Origin of the sequence: Thiothrix sp. (assembly GCF_028714775.1) — a bacterium.
Lineage (GTDB): Bacteria > Pseudomonadota > Gammaproteobacteria > Thiotrichales > Thiotrichaceae > Thiothrix.
Genome location: NZ_JAQTLS010000014.1, coordinates 1 through 16,819 on the forward strand (window position 1 = coordinate 1; position 16,819 = coordinate 16,819).

A 16,819-nucleotide genomic window follows, 5' to 3' on the forward strand; every position below is an offset into this window, starting at 1 on the left:
AATGCGGAAAAATCGCCAGAAAACGGATGTAATGTGCCTAAAAACTAGCGGGCACAAGATTTTTTAACAAAATGCCGGACAGTCAGTGCGCACCGCTGCGATACGCCGGGTTTTTAGAGGCTCCCTAATTTTCATCCGCTGCGGTATCCTTTGGGTGTCAGGTTAGCACGTTCGTAACCCCAAATGATGGCGGCATAGAAGGACTCCCAATCGCCAATCAGATGCTCACGGAACATCCCGCGCATCTTCTCCCAGAGCGCAGTACGGCTATGGAAACGGGCGCGTGCGGCTTGGAAGTACTGGCAGCAGGCTTCCTGTATCTGGTCGATCAGGAAGGCCAACATCATCAGGGTGGCGAATACCGTGGATAGGTGTTGCTTGCCATGCCCGTAATTATGTTCGAGGTTGTAACCGAGGTTTTTAAGGGTGTTAAAGGTTTCGTTCTCCACCTTCCAGCGGGAACGGCCTGCGCGTACCACATCCGCCACATTGTCGGCGGTGAGGGGGATGTCGGTCACGCAGTCATAGATAAAGGTTGTACCGTCGGGGCGTTCCTCCCAGTAGTCGATATAGTTGACCCGCACGTCTTGGTTGGCATGGTTGAGCGGGATGCCGTTGGCATAACGGTAGCCACACGGTAATTTTTTACCCGTCGTGCCTGCCAATTCTTGGGTGCTGCCATTGGCTAACCCTTCCAGTACGGTTTTCAGCAATAGGCTGTCACGACGGGCTTTGGCTGTAATGATGAAGCTATAACCATTGGATTTCAGTAGGCGGATATGCGGCGCATTGCAGGAAAGGGCATCTTGCAGCAGGATCATCCCCATGCGCGGGAAGTCTTGGCGCAACTGGGGGATGAGCCGTTTGGAGGCATTGTGTTCGCAATCATTTTTCATACTGCCATCCTGCTTGGTGATGGCCTCTGGGAAAAAGGGCAGTACGGTGTTCTTGTCGGGGTGAACCAGCACAGCCCCCAACATCTGGTGGTAATACTCCTCCCGCCCGTCTTTGTGTGTCTTGGTGCAACAGTCCGGGCAACAAACCGCCCCGGAACTGAAAATACCTGTGCCATCAGCACTGACCAAGTATTTCCCCAGAAAACGGTAGCCTTCCAGTATGCCTTGCCGTTGCAGTTCCTGATGGATGCTGCGGAACACTGGGCGCAGGTGCTGCGGTTTCACCCCATCCAATACCGTGCGCATTTGGCTGTCACAGGGGGCATCGGGGATGCCAAACAGGGTTTTCAGGTTGTGCCGCCGTGCCTTGTCCCCCCGCTGCTTGTCAAACTGCAACAGCGAACCGTCTTTCAGCGAAAATAGCGCCAATCCTGACATCAGCACATCCACTAAAGGATAGTCGGGCTTGGTTTTGCGGTGGTCAGTGACTTCGCTGAAGCAGCCCCGCACCCGTTCCAGCAATCCGGGGGCTGAGAGGGTCTTGCGTAGCTTCAGGCTATCATGCGGCGGGAGGGAAGGTAGCTTGGCGGGCATTCTGTTGCACAGTGACTCATTTTACAAGGGCATGATTATACAGTCATTTTAAGATCGGTGGGAATTGCTGCTGTTTCTTATTCAAATAAGTATGTGAAAGCTCGGTGCTATTTGCCTGCTTTTCATGAGGCTAATTCAAGTGGATATTACGGTAAAAGCAATTCCATTCCAGCCGAATGAAAAAAGTTCTGATAATTTGATTTGCTTGTTAGATTCCAACCATTCTCTGCAAGCTCGCTGCTCTCCAAAGTCAGGGTGGTTTCTATAACATCGCCAATCGTCAAAAATAATCACACTTCCGATTTCAATGTATGGAGTAATAAAATTTAAAACTGGAATGGTGGATTCGTAATAATCGCAATCAATCCATGCGACGGAAATTTTTTTTAAGTTATATTCCTGTGCTTTTTCATGTGATAAAGTCTTGTCGAACCATCCTTGAATGATTTGTAGCTTATCGAGACTGACGCCTTTTGAAACAATGTTTTGTATGAATTCTTCCTGTGAACAAGAAAATTGTTTTTCATGGAAGTGGCTGCTATAGCCATCAACAATATCAATTCCTTGCGGCTTTGGTAAGCCTTCGAATGAATCGAAAGCTAAAAATCTCATATTCTCGAAATGAGGTGACATCCAATGGTAAGCATGACTAAAAGTAGTTCCTTGATAAACTCCAAATTCGAGATAGTCACCTTCTAGCTTGGCACCAATGAGGTATTCCGCACATTGCTCTATTGCGTAAAATCTGCGATTAAAAGATCTATATTCCAGAGTGTTAATGCGAGAATGTATATCTGAGAGTAAAAATCTTTTTACGCGATTTAATATTCGCTGCGCCAATTTTTTTATCATATTTATTCCTAGTGTTGTGTGATTTCATGCTGGAATTTACATGCGTAAACACCCGGAAACGGACTCGTGTACAGGATGTCTTCATGCCGAGCATTCATTCTGAAAGAAGTCGCATAACGTACTCCATCAATATCAGATTGATTGATAATTCCCATCCATAGCCCTACTGTATAGGTATCAGGTTTTAGGCGTATGTTTTCGAGTGTAAACGTTACATTAGTTAGTTTGCCAAAACTCAAATTCACCGAATCTCCTTTAATAAGGGTATTGGCATCAATTAATCTATTTCCTAGGTCATCATAAATAGTAATGGCTACAGTAATATCACGTAAATCTTGAAATGTTTCTATGTCAATAGAAAGTAATATGTTGCACCCGGTTAGGGGTAAAGGGATTCTCTTGCCTGATCCATCAACCGGCTGAATGAAAATTGATCTAAATCTGGCTTGACCAGTTCCATAATGCTCTGCTGAGGTTATATCTGTTTGACCAAGAGTATTACTATAAAAACTGTTTTGAAAGGTCGTTACTACCTGCTGAGCATAACCATATTCAATTACTTTACCTTCGGCAAGTAGTAACACTTTGTTACTAAGGCTAAGGATGGTTTGTATGTTGTGTGACACTAATAAAATAGTTTTACCGCTATTAGAAACTTCATTCATTTTTCCCAAACATTTTTTTTGGAATTGAACATCACCAACGGCAAGTACTTCATCAACGATAAGTATTTCGGGTTCTAAATTAGCAGCTACTGCAAACGCAAGACGAACATACATGCCACTTGAATATCGTTTAACAGGTGTGTCAAGAAATTTTTCCACTTCAGCAAAATCAACGATTTCATCAAACTTTCTCTTAATTTCTGCTTTGCTCATCCCAAGAATTGCACCATTAAGATAAATGTTTTCTCGCCCAGTAAGCTCAGGATGAAAGCCAGTGCCAACTTCAAGTAAACTGGCTACTCGCCCACTAATTTTAACTCTCCCGGAAGTTGGTTCTGTAATGCGTGATAATATCTTTAAAAGCGTAGATTTTCCTGCGCCATTGCGTCCAATAATTCCGACACGATCGCCCTGCTGAATATCAAAAGAAATGTCTTTTAATGCCCAAAACTGTTCGGATTTTTCATTGGCTTCTTGGTTTGAAAAAGGACTAAGTAATTTTCCTAGGGTACGTTTGACACCATTTGACAATTCATCACGCAATGATGTATGCCGCTCTTGCTTCTGATGCCCAATAATATATTGTTTGGAAAGATTTTCTACGCTGATGATTGGTTGCATTATTTATATAACGTCCGCAAAGCTTTTTTCCGTCTTGCGGAAATAAAGAATACCTGTAATTAAGAGTAGGCTAACCAGCCCTAATGATAGTAAAAAGCCAGGCCAATAAATTTGTGTATTACCCCCCAAGATTGCCCAGCGAAAACCATCAATTACGCCAACCATTGGATTGAGAGAATATAATAATCGCCATTGTTCAGGAACGATATTGCTGTTAAACCCGACTGGCGAAAGATAAAGGCCAAACTGTACCACAAATGGAATTATATAGCGAAAATCGCGGTATTTGACATTCAATGCTGCAATCCATAACCCCGCTCCCATTGCAGCGGAAAAAGCAATAAAAATAAACAATGGCAGGGTAATAATTCGCCAATCAGGGGTAAACCCATACCAAATCATTAAGCCAGCCAAAATAATTCCTGAAATCAGAAAGTCCACAAAACTTACTATCACGGCACTTGTAGGTATCACCAATCGTGGAAAGTAAACTTTGGAAATCATACTTGAATTACTTATCAAACTAGCACCAGCATCTGTAAATGCGTTAGCAAAAAACTGCCATGGGAGCAATGCTGCAAATACTAAAACTGGGTAAGGAACATCTGATGGTAATTTTGCTAGCTTGCTGAAAACTAACGTAAATACGATCATTGTAAGCAAGGGGCGTATCAGTGCCCAGGCAAAACCAATGGTGGTTTGTTTATAACGAACAAGGATGTCCCTCCATGCAAGGAAATAAAACAACTCACGATAATGCCACAAGTCTTTCCAGTAATGCCGCTCAGTACGTCCGGCTTCAATAATTAAAGTCTTATGATCATTGCTCATAGTTGTCATGTTCCCTGCTATCATGTCCTTAATCACTCCCAAACAAATCCCGCGTATAAACCTTCCCTGTCACATCCCCCAGCTCATCCACCATCCGGTTCGCCACAATCACATCACTCATCTGCTTAAATGCATCCAAGTTACGGATCACCGCCGAGCGGAAAAATGTCTCTTCCTCCAGCACTGGTTCATACACCACCACATCAATCCCCTTGGCCTTAATGCGTTTCATAATGCCCTGAATGCTGGATGCACGGAAATTATCCGATCCACTTTTCATAATCAGCCGATAAATACCCACCACTCGCGGCTTGCGACTGATAATGCTGTCGGCAATGAAATCCTTGCGGGTGCTGTTGGAGTCCACAATCGCACGGATCAGCGTTTGCGGTACTTCATTGTAGTTCGCCAGCAATTGCTTGGTGTCTTTAGGCAGGCAATAGCCGCCGTAGCCAAATGACGGGTTGTTGTAATGGCTGCCGATACGCGGGTCGAGGCTGACACCATCAATAATCTGCCGTGTGTTCAGCCCGTGCGTCGCTGCGTAAGTGTCCAGCTCATTAAAGTACGCCACCCGCATGGCCAGATAGGTGTTGGCAAACAGTTTGATGGCTTCAGCTTCGGTCGAGTCAGTAAACAGGGTAGGAATGTCCTGTTTGATAGCCCCTTGCTTGAGCAGATTGGCAAACGTTTCTGCCCGTGGCGAACATTCGCCCACTACAATGCGTGAGGGGTAAAGGTTATCGTACAGTGCTTTGCCTTCGCGCAGAAATTCCGGCGAAAAGAGGACGTTATCGCTGCCCATTTCCTGCCGAATCCGTGCCGTATAACCGACTGGAATGGTGGACTTGATTACCATCACTGCCGTTGGGTTGATGCTCATTACATCACGGATGACCGCTTCTACCGTAGACGTATTGAAGTGGTGGGTTTGGGTATCGTAATCGGTTGGTGTGGCAATGATCACGAATTCGGCATCACGGTAAGCATCTTGTTTGTCGAGCGTAGCGCGGAACTGCAAGTCGCTGCGTTGCAAGAATGCTTCGATTTCTGTGTCTGCGATGGGGGATTGCCCGGCATTCAGTTGGGCTACCTTTTCAGGCACGATGTCTACGGCGACTACTTCGTTGTGTTGCGCCAAGAGCATGGCGTTGGAGAGGCCGACGTAGCCTGTTCCGGCGATGGCAATTTTCATGTGTTATGGATTTTCTTAGGTTTTTGTAAGCACGCTACCGCCCTACCGTGTCGTACAGCATTAGGGCTAAATGTTGATAAGCGGTGCAGATTGTCCCTCACCCGTTATTTTATAGCAAGGCTGAGCCAATGTTTATGGTGCGTTTGCCCGTGTTATAGTACGGGGACATCAACCAGTTATAGCCATTATGCTTCACCTCCACCACTCCAACCACCTCGAACAACTTGCCCGCCATTTCGCCGCGCTTCAGCAGGTGGATACCTTGCCGCCGTTGGAAATCGAGCAGGTGGTGGTGCAAAACAACGGCATGGGGCGCTGGCTTTCCCTGCAAACCGCCCGCTACAACGGTATTGCGGCGAATCTCCGCTATCTTTTTCCCGCCGAGTTGACATGGGAGCTGCTGCGTAAGGTGCTGGATGATGTGCCGGAAAAAGACCCATGTGCCCCTACCACCTTACGTTGGCGCTTGCTCGACATTTTCCTGCAAGAGCCGGAAAGTTGGCCTGAACTGGCGCATTATCTCAGTACGGGCGACGAAGGTGCATGGCAACTAGCGGGGCAAATCGCCAAGGTTTTTGACCAATACCTGTTTTTCCGCCCGGAGTGGATACGCGAGTGGGAACACGGCAAAGGTGCAGGCTCTGATTGGCAAGCGCGGCTGTGGTGGCGGGTTGCGGGTGAGCAAAAGTTGCCGCATTGGGTACGCTTGCAGGAGCGTTTCTCCCATGCTTTGAGTGTCGCTGACAAATCAGCGTTGCCTCCGCGCATCAGCTTTTTTTCCGTCCCGGTGTTGTCGCCGGGCTATGTGCAACTGTTGGTGGAAGTCGCCAAATACACCGACGTTCACATTTACCTGATGAACCCTAGCCCTGAGTATTGGGGGGACATCGAATCCGAAAAGCGTAAAAGCAAGCAAGCGACGGATGCGCAAGAGCTGATTTTCGTGGGTAATCCGCTGTTGGCATCGTGGGGGCGGCAAGGGCGTGATTTCCTCGACCAATTGATCGAATCCAATGCGGAAACCGAAGATACATCGCTGTTTGTTGAAACCGACGAAACCACGCTATTACAACGAGTCCAGTCCGACATTTTGCACTTGCAGATGCCCGAATTAGGCGCTTCCACCGATCAATCCATTTCCCTCCACGCCTGCCATTCCCCTATGCGCGAAGCCGAAGTCCTTTACGAACAGCTTCTCGCGCTGTTTGAGGCCAATCCTGATCTCACCCCAGCGGAAGTGGTGGTCATGACCCCTGACATTGATACCTACGCGCCATATTTGGATGCAGTATTTTCCACCGCCGAATACCCGTTGCCGTTCAGTATTGCCGACAGTAGCCCACGTTTTGCCCAAGGCATCCTCAATCTCTGCCAGCAATTGTTGGCTGTGCCGCAAAGCCGTTGCGATACCGAAAGTGTGTTGGCTTTGCTGGAGTTTGAGGAAGTCCGCAGCCATTTGGGGTTGGATGAGGCGCAGGTGATGCAGTGCCGCGAGTGGATACGTGCCGTCAATATCCGTTGGGGGGCAGATGCGCAAATACGGGCAGGGCAGGGCGGCGCAGGTACGCCGGAACATACGTGGCGCTATGGCCTTGATCGCCTGCTGCTGGGTTACGCTATGCCGGGGCAGGAGTTGTTCGCCGCCGTATTGCCTTGGAATGAAATCGAGGGTAGCCAAGCAGAAATGCTTGCCGGTTTGCAGCAGATGCTGGAGGCGGTGTTCGCGCTAGCGCAGTGGGATGGGCAGCAGCAGGAATTGGTGGAATGGGATCGGCGTTTCCGCCAGCTTTTGAAAGCCGTGGTGGGCGAAGATGCGCCTTTGCAAGCCATCTGGCAGGCGCTCGACAACCTCAAACGTACTTTGGTGCAAGCCGATTTCACCCAACCTTTAGCGTGGGCGATTTTCAAAAGTGCGTTGGCGGAACAACTCGACAAGCGCAGTGAATCGGAAGGCTTTTTGGGGCGCGGGATTACGTTTTGTGCGCTGATGCCGATGCGTACCGTGCCGTTCCGTTTCGTGGGGCTGATCGGTATGAATGATGGGGTGTTCCCGCGCCGCGATACCCGCGCCAGTTTCGACCGCATGGGTAATAGCATACGCAGGGGTGATCGCCTCAAGCGCGACGAAGACCGTTACCTGTTCCTCGAAAGCATTTTGTCGGCGCGGGAATGGCTGTACATCAGTTACGTGGGGCAAAGCCAGCAGGATAATAGCGAACTGCCTCCGTCGGTGTTGGTCAGCGAATTGTTGGATTATCTGGAACGCTGCGGGGCAAGCCGTGAAACGCTGGTAACAAAACACCGCTTGCAGGGGTGGGAAAACCCCTCCCCAACCCTCCCCTTATCAGGGGAGGGAGGTGGATTCTCTCCTCCCCTGATAAGGGGAGGCTGGGAGGGGTTTCTTCCTCCCGATCCCCATTACCGCCAACTCACCCTCTCCGACCTAATCCGCTTCTTCCAGCACCCGGCTCGCCAATTCCTGCGCGAGTGTTTCGGCCTACGCTTGGGTGAGCGCGACGACGAATTACCGACCCGCGAACCATTCACACTAGAAGGCTACAGCGCTGGCGACATCCGCGCCTGCGTTTTCCAGCAATTAGAGCAAGCCTTGCCTGCTACTAATGCCTTGCCGTTGCTGCGGGCACAAGGGCTATTGCCGCACGGCAAACCCGGCGACCTGCTGTTTGCTCGTGAAACCAAGGTCACGCAGGCGTTTTTTGACAGTATCCAGCCCTTGACAGAATTGCACCGCGAGGCATTCAGCTTGTCATTGGGTGAATTCACCCTCAGTGGTCTGGTTGGGCAACTGGATAGCGACGGGCGCAAGGTCTACTCGCTGGGCAAGCTGAGTTACTGGCAGTGGCTCGATATTTGGTTGCACCATCTGGCGCTGAATACGCTGGAGGAAAGCACTTACCCGCCCCACACGTTTATTTTCTCGCCAGAAAAAAACTACCAGTTGCAGCCTGTCAGCGATGCCCGTGAACAACTGGAACAATTGCTGGCGTGGTATTGGCAGGGTTTGCAGGAACCGCTACCGTTCTTCCCTAAAACTGCGCTCAACCTGATGGAGCAAACCGTGCCGGATGTCGCCAAGGCCATGAGTACTTGGGAGGGCAGCGGCAGTTTCGCGGGCGAGAGCGAAAAGCCCGAATACCGCCTGCTTTACCGCCATGAAAATCCGCTGGAAACGCAAGCCGACGCTTTCATTACGATAGCCCAAGGCGTGTTTGGGCAGATGCTCAACGCAAGGAAATAACCGGCCACCCCCGCTCCTGCGCCACCGCTTGCAAGGTATTGTCCGGGTTAACCACCACCGGATTTTCCACCATTTCCAGCAAGGGTAGGTCATTGCGCGAGTCGCTGTAAAAATGGCTGCCAGCCAGTGTTTCATGGCGGTTTTCCAGCCATTGTTGCAGGCGCGTAACTTTGCCGTGCTGGAAGCAAGGAATGCCCTCCACTTCGCGGGTGTAACGCCCGTCCACAACTTTCGGTTCCGTGGCCAATAAATGTGGGATGCCGAATGCGTCAGCAATTGGGCGGGTGATGAAGCTGTTGGTGGCAGTAATGATCACCAGCGTGTGCCCTTGGCTGCGGTGTTTTTCCACCAGTTGCAGGGCGGCGTCTGACATCAATGGCTGGATGACGCTTGCCATGAATTCGCTGTGTAATTCGGCAAGCTCTTCCATACTGCGTTCACTCAGGGGGCCGAAGGAAAATGCGGAATATTCGAGGATGTCTAACGTGCCTGCCTGATATTGTCCGAAAAAGCGCTGGTTTTCTGCTTCGTAGCTAGTTTCATCGACCAGCTTTTTGCGCACGAGGAAACGTCCCCATTCATAGTCGCTGTCGCCGCTGAGCAAGGTATTATCGAGGTCAAAAAGCGCTAAAGTCATGGGTTGTCGGCTCCTGCAAAGAAAAATGAGCGATTGTACCCGGTTTCTGTCGGTATGAAATTGCCGAATGGTGACGGTTGTGGAAAAATCAGGGCAGGTTCAGCTTTGGAGTAGAATTCGTGATTGATGAGGAAGGATTCAGGGCCAATGTCGGCATCATCCTCTGCAATTGCGACGGCAAAGTGTTTTGGGGAAAGCGCTTGGGACAAGATTCCTGGCAGTTTCCGCAGGGAGGAATTGATCGGGGAGAGACACCAACAGAAGCCATGTTCCGCGAGCTATATGAGGAACTCGGCTTACTGAAGGAACAGGTCGAAGTGATCGGGCAAACCCGTGGTTGGCTGCGTTACCGCATCCCCCACTACATGATCCGCCGTCGCGCAAGGCCGTTGTGCATTGGACAAAAACAGCGCTGGTTTTTGTTGCGTATGTTAGGCAATGACCATGAGGTTAATTTGCAGGCAACCGCAAAGCCAGAATTTGATTACTGGGAATGGGTAGACTACTGGATGCCCGCCAATCAAGTGGTGTTCTTCAAACGCCGGGTTTACCGCCGTGCGCTTGATGAACTCGCCTCCTTGTTGGGTGGTGGAGCCTAAAAAGGCTTCACCGCAGCCAATAGCACAATCACGATCAGCAGCACGCTGGGTGCTTCGTTAAACCAGCGATACCATGTGTGCCCACGGGTATTTGCATCGTGCCTAAACGTCACCATGAGCTTGTAACAAGCGTAGTGATACGCCGCCAATGCCGTCACCAGCAATAGCTTAAGGTGGAACCAGTGGGTGGCTACCAGCAAGTATTGCCAGTTTATCGTCAGCAGGGCTAAGCCCAATAGCAGTGTAATCACCGCGCCCATCGTCATCAGGGCAAACAGCCGTCGTTCCATCACCTTGAATAGTTCAAAACTGCCCCGGTTTTCCGGCATGGCGTGGTAAACATACAAGCGCGGCAAGTAAAATAGCCCGGCAAACCATGTCACCATGAAGATGATATGGAGGGCTTTGATCCAGATGTACATGGCTTATCCTTTCAGCAGTGCGAGCACTTTCTGTTCCAGTTCCGTAGGGTTCCATTCGCCCAGTTTTTGCACGGCAATAGTGCCGTTGGCGTCGACGAGGAACGAGGTGGGTGTTACCCGTACATCAAACTGTTTCGCCAAGTCGCCGCTTTGGTCGTGTGCCACGGTATAGGTGATGCCTTTTTGTGTCCGCATCGCTTTGACTTCAGGTGCTTCGTCATATGGCATGGCAACAGCAATGATGCGGAAGCCCGTGCCCTGCATTTTTTTGTCGAGTGCTTGCAAGGCAGGGATTTCACCTACGCAACCGGGGCAGGTGGTTGACCAGAAAACTAGCATGTAGGGCTTGCCTTTTAGTGTGTCTAGGTTCAGGCTTTCCCCATCAATGGTTTGTACGTTCAGCGCTGACGGAATGCCTTTTAGCCCTTGGCTAGGCATCAGCAGGAAAAATGCCAGCACGCCTGCGATGAGCGCCAGAATCGCCAGTCCTTTCATATCGAGTTTCATAATGTGTCACTTGCTACAGGTTGTGAATCGGTAAGGAAGGCGTATTATACTCAGGATTTTTTACGCCGATAGAATAAAGGGTTGTTGTGAAAAAGAAGATTGGTATCGTTGGGGCGACAGGCTACACGGGTGTGGAATTGCTACGCCTGCTGGTTAACCATCCCGGTGTCGAGATTACTTATGTAACCTCGCGCGAACATGCAGGTTCACGGGTGGACGCGATGTTCCCCAACTTGCGCGGTTACATTGATCTGGCCTTTTCTGCCCCATCCAACGAGCAATTAAGCGAATGTGATCTGGTGTTCTTTGCGACTCCTAACGGGGTGGCGATGAAAAGTGCGCAAGTGTTACTAGATGCAGGTGTGAAAGTCATCGACTTGGCTGCCGATTTCCGCATCAAGGACATTGGTGTATGGGAAAAGTGGTACGGAATGCAGCACGCCAGTCCGCAACTGGTGGAAGAGGCAGTGTATGGCCTGCCGGAGTTGAACCGGGCGCAGGTCAGTGGTGCACGTTTGGTTGCCAACCCCGGCTGCTACCCGACCGCCGTGACCCTTGGCTTGTTGCCGTTGGTGGAAAATGGCCTGATTGATTTGCAAGGCATCATCGCTGATACCAAGTCGGGTGCGAGTGGCGCAGGGCGTAAAGCCGAAGTCCATACCTTGCTGTGCGAAGCGGGTGATAGTTTCAAAGCGTATGCGGTTGCTGGGCATCGCCATCAGCCGGAAATTGCGCAAACCCTATCAAAACTTGCAGGTCATCCGATAAACCCTACTTTTGTTCCCCATTTACTACCCATGATTCGGGGTATTCACGCTACACTGTACGCCATGCTGACGGCAGAGGCTGATTTACAGCAGCTTTATGAGTCACGTTATGTCAGCGAGCCATTCGTGGATGTACTACCTGCTGGCTCACACCCAGAAACCCGTTCGGTGCGCGGTGCGAATTTCTGCCGGATGGCAGTGCATCGCCCCGGTAATGGGCAACGGGTTGTGGTACTCTCTGTCATCGACAATCTGGTGAAGGGAGCGGCAGGGCAGGCCGTACAAAACATGAACCTGATGCTGGGGTTTGCAGAGGATACTGCATTACGGCATCCGGGCCTGCTGCCTTGAATTGAGGGAATAAAGAGGCAACACACACGTATGACCCTAGAATACAAATTTGAAAATCGCGGCGTAACGCAAGTCCGTCCTACCGGCAGTGATAAGCGCAGCCCTTGCTGGTATATGCTGGCAGCAGTGCTGACCTTATCAGTGGTTGGCGGTGCATGGCTATTTCTCAGTGGCTACCTGACGCCCGTTGACTCAAATGGCGCACACGCAGTTACCCTGCGCGGAAAAATGGCTGAGCAGGAAAGTCTGCTTGAGAAGCAGGCGGCTGACATCAAAGCGTTGGAAGACCAACTGACCACCGCGAAACGTGAGCAGCAAGTGCAAGTTGCAGCGAATGACGAACTCAGCAAAAAGTACGCGACTGCCTCTGCTGATCTAGCTGCCGAGCGTGAAAAAATGGTGCTGTATGAAGGCATTATGACACCTTCCGCCTTAGAGCAGGGTTTGCATATCCAGTCCTTCGGTATCAAGCCGAGCATGATCGACAAGGATGGCAAAAAGACCGATAAGCTTCACCATTACCATCTGGTATTGTCCAACATCACCAAAGGTGGCGACAGTACAGTAGATGGCAAGTACAGCATTACCATCACGGGCAAGCAAGGTGGTAAAAGTGCCACGGTAACGCAAAGTGATGTGACGCCGGAAGGTGAAAAGGCGACCAGCGCATTTTCCGTTAAACATTATCAAAGTCTGGAAGGCGACATCCTGTTCCCCAAAGACTTCACGCCTGAATCTGTAAAACTGAAAGTTAGCCCATCCGCTGGTGAAGCACCTGATCGGCTGACCAAGACTTATGATTGGGCCACTGTCAGTAAACCCATTAGTGATGCAGAAGCATCAACCAATAAGGAGTAAGCAAGCATGTTCGGAAAAACCGCCAAAGCGTCTAACAGTTCCAGCAATAATGGGAACAACGACCAGAAAATCCGTAGCGCACGGGTTGATACCTTGATTGGTAAAGGCACAACCATCGACGGCGACCTACGTTTCTCCGGTGGTTTGCATGTGGAAGGCGTCATCAAAGGCAATCTGGCGGCAGATGGTGACGACGCAACCCTGATTTTGAGCGAACACGGTCATATCCAAGGTGAAGTGCGCGTTCCTAGCATGGTGCTGAATGGCATGATTGACGGTGATGTCTTTGCCAGTGGCAAGGTTGAACTGTTTGAGAAAGCCCGTATCTGTGGCGATGTTTACTACAACCTGCTGGAAATGGCAGTCGGTGCGGAAGTCAATGGTAAGCTGGTACGCCAAAAGCCAGAGTCAGCAAGCTTTGCCGCCCCGAAAGCATCTACTACTGAATAGTGGCTTTATTGCCCTGTTGCCACAAGGATGGTAACGTACCCGGCAGTAACTAGACAGATCAGGAGACATGACATGACGGTTGAAACAGCAACCCCTTCCCCGTTGATTTTTACCGATGCAGCGGCAGCCAAGGTTAAGGCACTGATTGAAGATGAAGGCAACAGTGCGCTGAAATTGCGTGTGTTCGTGCAGGGTGGTGGTTGTTCCGGCTTCCAGTACGGCTTCACTTTCGACGAAAACATGAATGACGATGACACCGCTGTGGAGAAAGGTGGCGTTACCCTGTTGATTGACCCGATGAGCTTCCAGTATATGGTTGGCGCGGAAATCGACTATACCGAAGGTTTGGAAGGCGCACAGTTCGTGATCCGTAATCCGAACGCGACTACGACTTGCGGTTGTGGTTCTTCGTTCAGCGCGTAATACTCTCTCGCTTATAAAAAAAGCCGCGTAAGCGGCTTTTTTTATGGTTTTTACCCTGTGTTGCGCATCCCTGCCGCAATGGCATTAATGGTGCGCAACAGCACCGGCAACCACGGTGAATCTGTATCCCCCGTTTCTTGCGCGTGCTGACGATGCCGCCGGATCAGTGTGATCTGGATATGGTTTAACGGGTCAAGATAAGGGTCGCGGTGCTGTAAGGAATATTGCAGCAGCGGTGTTTCATCCATCAGCGCATTGAGCCGTGCCACTTGCAGCACTTCGACAGTCGTCAGCACGTATTCGGCGCGGATGTCAGCAAAGATTTTCTGCGCATTGTCTTGGTCAGCCGCGAGTTCGGCGTATTCGCGGGCGGTATCCATTTCTGCTTTATACATCGCCATTTGCACATTACCCAGCAAGGAGCGGAAGGCGGGCCATTCGTCATACATGCGTTCCAGTAGCTTGCCATTGTCTGGGTGGGCAGCGCGGAAAGCTGCGAGTGCTGTGCCGATGCCGTACCACGCGGGTAAGGTGTGACGGGATTGCGCCCAGCCGAATACCCAAGGAATGGCGCGGATTGAGCCTTTGTCGCGCACGGTTTTCTTGCGGTGTGAGGGGCGTGAGCCAATGTTGAGCAGCGCGATTTCCTGCACAGGGGTGGCTTCGTAGAAATAATCCATCAAACCCGGTGTCCAGTCGGTCAATTGGCGGTAACTCTGTTCGCCTGCCGCTGCAATGGCTTGCATGGCGGTATGGAATTCCTCAGGATCGGAATGCTGCTTTTGCAGCAGACCGGCAACACTGGCTTTCAATAATCCCGTTGCACCCATGCTGAGTTCATACGCGGCGGTTTCGACATTGCTGTATTTGGTGGCGAGCACTTCACCTTGTTCGGTGAATTTGATTTGCCCGTAAACCGTACCGGGTGGTTGCGCCAAAATCGCATCGTGGGTAGGGCCGCCACCACGCCCAACCGTGCCGCCCCGCCCGTGGAACAGGCGGCAAGTAACGCCGTAAGCATCGGTGAGGGCAATGACTTCCTTCTGCGCGTTGTACAAGTTCCAGTTGGAAGCGAGGATGCCGCCGTCTTTGCACGAGTCGGAGTAACCCAGCATCACTTCTTGCAGATTGCCTGAAGCTTCCAGCAGGGTGCGGTAGGTTTTGTTTTCCAACAAACTGGTGAGCACGCTGCTGATGTGTTTGAGGTCTTCAATGGTTTCAAACAGTGGCGAAACCAGAATATTGCAGAACAATTGGCGCTGGGCATCGTAGCCGATCAGCTCCGCCATGCGTGCCAGCAGCATCACTTCCATCACATGGCTGGCGTTGTGGGTCATGGAGATGACGTAAGTGCCGAAAATGCCCGCGCCCGCTTCGATGCGCATTTCCACCATGCTGTCGAAAATTTCCAGCGTTTCGGCAGTCCTTTCGCTGAGTTTGGGGCGGTGCGGCATGGGGATGCGTGGGCGTAATACCAATTCACCCAGCAGTTCCATGCGTTCGGTTTCGCTCAGTTCCAGATAGTTGTGGCACAGGCCATTGTGGTGCAGGACTTCGGCGACCGTTTCGCTGTGGATGGTGGATTCTTGGCGGATGTCGAGCTTGTACAGGCCAAAGCCACAGGTTTCCACCAGCCGTATCAGGTCTTTGAGTTCGCGCCCGGCAATCACGTGGTCATTGTGGCTGCGTAAGGAAGCGTTGATCAGGTTCAATTCATACAAGAATTCGCTGGCGTCAGTATAAGCAGTGGCAGGCAGCGGGGTATTTTCGCGTTGCAGGCGGGCTTCCACGGTCAGCAGGGTTTGGCGTAATTTGTAACGCATTAGGCTGAGCAGGCGGCGGTAGGGTTCCTGATTGAAGGTAACGGGGGCATCGGCGAATACGCGGTCAGCCCAGCGGGCATTTTCCCGTGCCAGATGTGCGGTAAATTCAGCAGTGGGGGTGATGAACTCCAACGAATGCGAGAGGATGGTGCGCAAGGCGCTAACCCGCTTGATGTATTCTTCCAGTGCGACCTGCATTTGCATACGGATGGCTTTGCGGGTCAGGGCAGGGGTCACGAACGGGTTGCCGTCGCGGTCGCCGCCGATCCACGAGCCGAAACGTAAAAAGCTGGGGACAGTGACGTTACCCGCGCCATAGGCCATGCGCACCGCGCGTTCAAAGTAGCGGTATAGCAAAGGAATGGCGTCGAACAGGCTTTCGCGGAAGTAATACAAGCCGTAACGGATTTCGTCCTCGACCGTGGGTTTGCGGGTGCGCACTTCGTTGGTACGCCACAGGAGCTGAATTTGTGCCTTGAGCTGGCGTAACAGCGAATGGCGTTCGTCTTCCCCCATCAGTGGCGAATCCATCTGGTCGATCACCAAAAAGATGCGGCGCTGGATGTCCATCATGGTACGGCGGCGGGCTTCGGTCGGGTGCGCAGTGAATACCGGAATGTAACGCATCTGGTCGAGCAGGAATTGCAGTTCGTTTGCAGTCAAACCACCCTGCTGGAGTTCAAACACGGTGTGGCGGGCAGAACCTTTCCACAAGTTGGTGCTGGCTTGCTGTACTTCGCGGCGGCGTTCGCGGTGCTGGAAGTCTTCTTCGACAATATTGGTGATGAGGTAGAAGGTGTTGAATGCGCGGATGACTTGTTCCAGCATTTTCACGTCCAACCCGTCGATCAAATCCATCAGCTCGGCGCGGGTTGCGGCATCGTCATGCTTACGTAAGCGGATGTAACCCCGGCGCAGTTTTTCGACGGCTTGGTAGACCGCCTCGCCTTCCTGTTCCTTGATGATTTCGCCCAGCAGATCACCAAACTGGCGGACTTTTTCCTGTAGTTTGGTGACATCGAACGGCTTTTCTGATGTTTGCGGTGTCAAGCTCATACCCTTTCCTCTC

At 51.1% G+C, this 16,819-nt stretch carries 16 protein-coding genes; 6 read left to right on the forward strand and 10 right to left on the reverse strand.

Translation table 11 applies throughout. The features are described 5' to 3' along the window. Positions 1-131: 131 nt before the first annotated feature. The 5 genes from PHE17_RS13545 to PHE17_RS13565 form a co-directional block, all read right to left on the reverse strand. Positions 132-1,490, reverse strand: a complete 1,359-nt coding sequence (locus PHE17_RS13545; protein ID WP_301016415.1) for a hypothetical protein — start codon at positions 1,488-1,490, stop codon at positions 132-134. Positions 1,491-1,625: 135 nt separating this feature from the next. Beyond that, positions 1,626-2,342: a TylF/MycF/NovP-related O-methyltransferase gene (locus tag PHE17_RS13550; protein ID WP_301016417.1), complete on the reverse strand. Its 717-nt coding sequence runs from the start codon at positions 2,340-2,342 to the stop codon at positions 1,626-1,628. Between the two features lie 8 nt (positions 2,343-2,350). Beyond that, complete coding sequence (locus PHE17_RS13555) at positions 2,351-3,628, reverse strand: ABC transporter ATP-binding protein (RefSeq protein ID WP_301016418.1); 1,278 nt, start codon at positions 3,626-3,628, stop codon at positions 2,351-2,353. Positions 3,629-3,631: 3 nt separating this feature from the next. After that, entirely contained in the window at positions 3,632-4,483 is an 852-nt protein-coding gene (locus PHE17_RS13560; RefSeq protein WP_301016419.1) for an ABC transporter permease, read from the reverse strand. A gap of 4 nt (positions 4,484-4,487) precedes the next feature. Continuing rightward, positions 4,488-5,654 (reverse strand): nucleotide sugar dehydrogenase, encoded by a 1,167-nt coding sequence (locus tag PHE17_RS13565; RefSeq protein ID WP_301016421.1) that lies wholly within the window; start codon positions 5,652-5,654, stop codon positions 4,488-4,490. A gap of 187 nt (positions 5,655-5,841) precedes the next feature. On the opposite strand from PHE17_RS13565, the gene recC reads away from it, so the two are divergent. Then, positions 5,842-8,913 carry an exodeoxyribonuclease V subunit gamma gene (gene recC, locus PHE17_RS13570; protein WP_301016422.1) on the forward strand — a complete coding sequence of 1,024 codons (3,072 nt, stop codon included), beginning with the start codon at positions 5,842-5,844 and terminating at the stop codon, positions 8,911-8,913. On the opposite strand, the gene PHE17_RS13575 is transcribed toward recC, so the two are convergent. Together PHE17_RS13575 and PHE17_RS13580 are read right to left on the reverse strand one after the other, a co-directional pair. Next, positions 8,897-9,550, reverse strand: a complete 654-nt coding sequence (locus tag PHE17_RS13575; protein WP_301016423.1) for an HAD family hydrolase — start codon at positions 9,548-9,550, stop codon at positions 8,897-8,899. The genes recC and PHE17_RS13575 overlap by 17 nt on opposite strands. Next, positions 9,547-9,759, reverse strand: a complete 213-nt coding sequence (locus PHE17_RS13580) for a hypothetical protein (protein WP_301016513.1) — start codon at positions 9,757-9,759, stop codon at positions 9,547-9,549. The genes PHE17_RS13575 and PHE17_RS13580 overlap by 4 nt, the downstream gene beginning before the upstream one ends. Here PHE17_RS13580 and PHE17_RS13585 point away from each other — a divergent pair. Further along, the gene (locus tag PHE17_RS13585; RefSeq protein WP_301016424.1) at positions 9,670-10,149 is read left to right on the forward strand and encodes an RNA pyrophosphohydrolase; all 480 of its coding nucleotides are present in this window, start codon (positions 9,670-9,672) and stop codon (positions 10,147-10,149) included. The two genes, PHE17_RS13580 and PHE17_RS13585, sit on opposite strands and share 90 nt — an antisense overlap. Here PHE17_RS13585 and PHE17_RS13590 read toward each other — a convergent pair. Together PHE17_RS13590 and PHE17_RS13595 are read right to left on the reverse strand one after the other, a co-directional pair. Further along, a complete protein-coding gene (locus tag PHE17_RS13590) occupies positions 10,146-10,571 on the reverse strand; it encodes a CopD family protein (protein WP_301016428.1) in 426 nt (141 codons plus the stop codon). The two genes, PHE17_RS13585 and PHE17_RS13590, sit on opposite strands and share 4 nt — an antisense overlap. A 3-nt stretch (positions 10,572-10,574) precedes the next feature. After that, positions 10,575-11,078, reverse strand: coding sequence for a TlpA disulfide reductase family protein (locus tag PHE17_RS13595; RefSeq protein ID WP_301016429.1), 504 nt, complete (start codon positions 11,076-11,078; stop codon positions 10,575-10,577). 86 nt (positions 11,079-11,164) lie between these two features. Here PHE17_RS13595 and argC point away from each other — a divergent pair, with 86 nt between their 5' ends. The 4 genes from argC (at position 11,165) to erpA (ending at position 13,927) form a co-directional block, all read left to right on the forward strand. Next, on the forward strand, positions 11,165-12,196 hold the full coding sequence (argC, locus tag PHE17_RS13600) for an N-acetyl-gamma-glutamyl-phosphate reductase (protein ID WP_301016430.1): 1,032 nt from the start codon (positions 11,165-11,167) through the stop codon (positions 12,194-12,196). A 30-nt stretch (positions 12,197-12,226) separates the two neighbouring features. Then, complete coding sequence (locus PHE17_RS13605; RefSeq protein WP_301016432.1) at positions 12,227-13,054, forward strand: DUF6776 family protein; 828 nt, start codon at positions 12,227-12,229, stop codon at positions 13,052-13,054. A 6-nt stretch (positions 13,055-13,060) separates the two neighbouring features. Next, on the forward strand, positions 13,061-13,504 hold the full coding sequence (locus tag PHE17_RS13610; RefSeq protein WP_301016433.1) for a polymer-forming cytoskeletal protein: 444 nt from the start codon (positions 13,061-13,063) through the stop codon (positions 13,502-13,504). 72 nt (positions 13,505-13,576) lie between these two features. After that, positions 13,577-13,927, forward strand: a complete 351-nt coding sequence (gene erpA, locus PHE17_RS13615; RefSeq protein ID WP_301016434.1) for an iron-sulfur cluster insertion protein ErpA — start codon at positions 13,577-13,579, stop codon at positions 13,925-13,927. 50 nt (positions 13,928-13,977) lie between these two features. Here erpA and ppc read toward each other — a convergent pair whose 3' ends face one another. Continuing rightward, the gene (ppc, locus tag PHE17_RS13620; protein ID WP_301016435.1) at positions 13,978-16,806 is read right to left on the reverse strand and encodes a phosphoenolpyruvate carboxylase; all 2,829 of its coding nucleotides are present in this window, start codon (positions 16,804-16,806) and stop codon (positions 13,978-13,980) included. Positions 16,807-16,819: the final 13 nt, after the last annotated feature.

What these genes read in the sequence shown, in the direction of transcription:
- PHE17_RS13575 (WP_301016423.1), bottom strand. Translation starts at nt 9,550, where the DNA reads ATGACTTTAGCGCTTTTTGACCTCGATAATACCTTGCTCAGCGGCGAC.
- PHE17_RS13555 (WP_301016418.1), bottom strand. Translation starts at nt 3,628, where the DNA reads ATGCAACCAATCATCAGCGTAGAAAATCTTTCCAAACAATATATTATT.
- PHE17_RS13610 (WP_301016433.1), top strand. Translation starts at nt 13,061, where the DNA reads ATGTTCGGAAAAACCGCCAAAGCGTCTAACAGTTCCAGCAATAATGGG.
- PHE17_RS13565 (WP_301016421.1), bottom strand. Translation starts at nt 5,654, where the DNA reads ATGAAAATTGCCATCGCCGGAACAGGCTACGTCGGCCTCTCCAACGCC.
- erpA (WP_301016434.1), top strand. Translation starts at nt 13,577, where the DNA reads ATGACGGTTGAAACAGCAACCCCTTCCCCGTTGATTTTTACCGATGCA.
- PHE17_RS13545 (WP_301016415.1), bottom strand. Translation starts at nt 1,490, where the DNA reads ATGCCCGCCAAGCTACCTTCCCTCCCGCCGCATGATAGCCTGAAGCTA.
- PHE17_RS13560 (WP_301016419.1), bottom strand. Translation starts at nt 4,483, where the DNA reads ATGATAGCAGGGAACATGACAACTATGAGCAATGATCATAAGACTTTA.
- PHE17_RS13590 (WP_301016428.1), bottom strand. Translation starts at nt 10,571, where the DNA reads ATGTACATCTGGATCAAAGCCCTCCATATCATCTTCATGGTGACATGG.
- ppc (WP_301016435.1), bottom strand. Translation starts at nt 16,806, where the DNA reads ATGAGCTTGACACCGCAAACATCAGAAAAGCCGTTCGATGTCACCAAA.
- recC (WP_301016422.1), top strand. Translation starts at nt 5,842, where the DNA reads ATGCTTCACCTCCACCACTCCAACCACCTCGAACAACTTGCCCGCCAT.
- PHE17_RS13605 (WP_301016432.1), top strand. Translation starts at nt 12,227, where the DNA reads ATGACCCTAGAATACAAATTTGAAAATCGCGGCGTAACGCAAGTCCGT.
- PHE17_RS13595 (WP_301016429.1), bottom strand. Translation starts at nt 11,078, where the DNA reads ATGAAACTCGATATGAAAGGACTGGCGATTCTGGCGCTCATCGCAGGC.
- PHE17_RS13550 (WP_301016417.1), bottom strand. Translation starts at nt 2,342, where the DNA reads ATGATAAAAAAATTGGCGCAGCGAATATTAAATCGCGTAAAAAGATTT.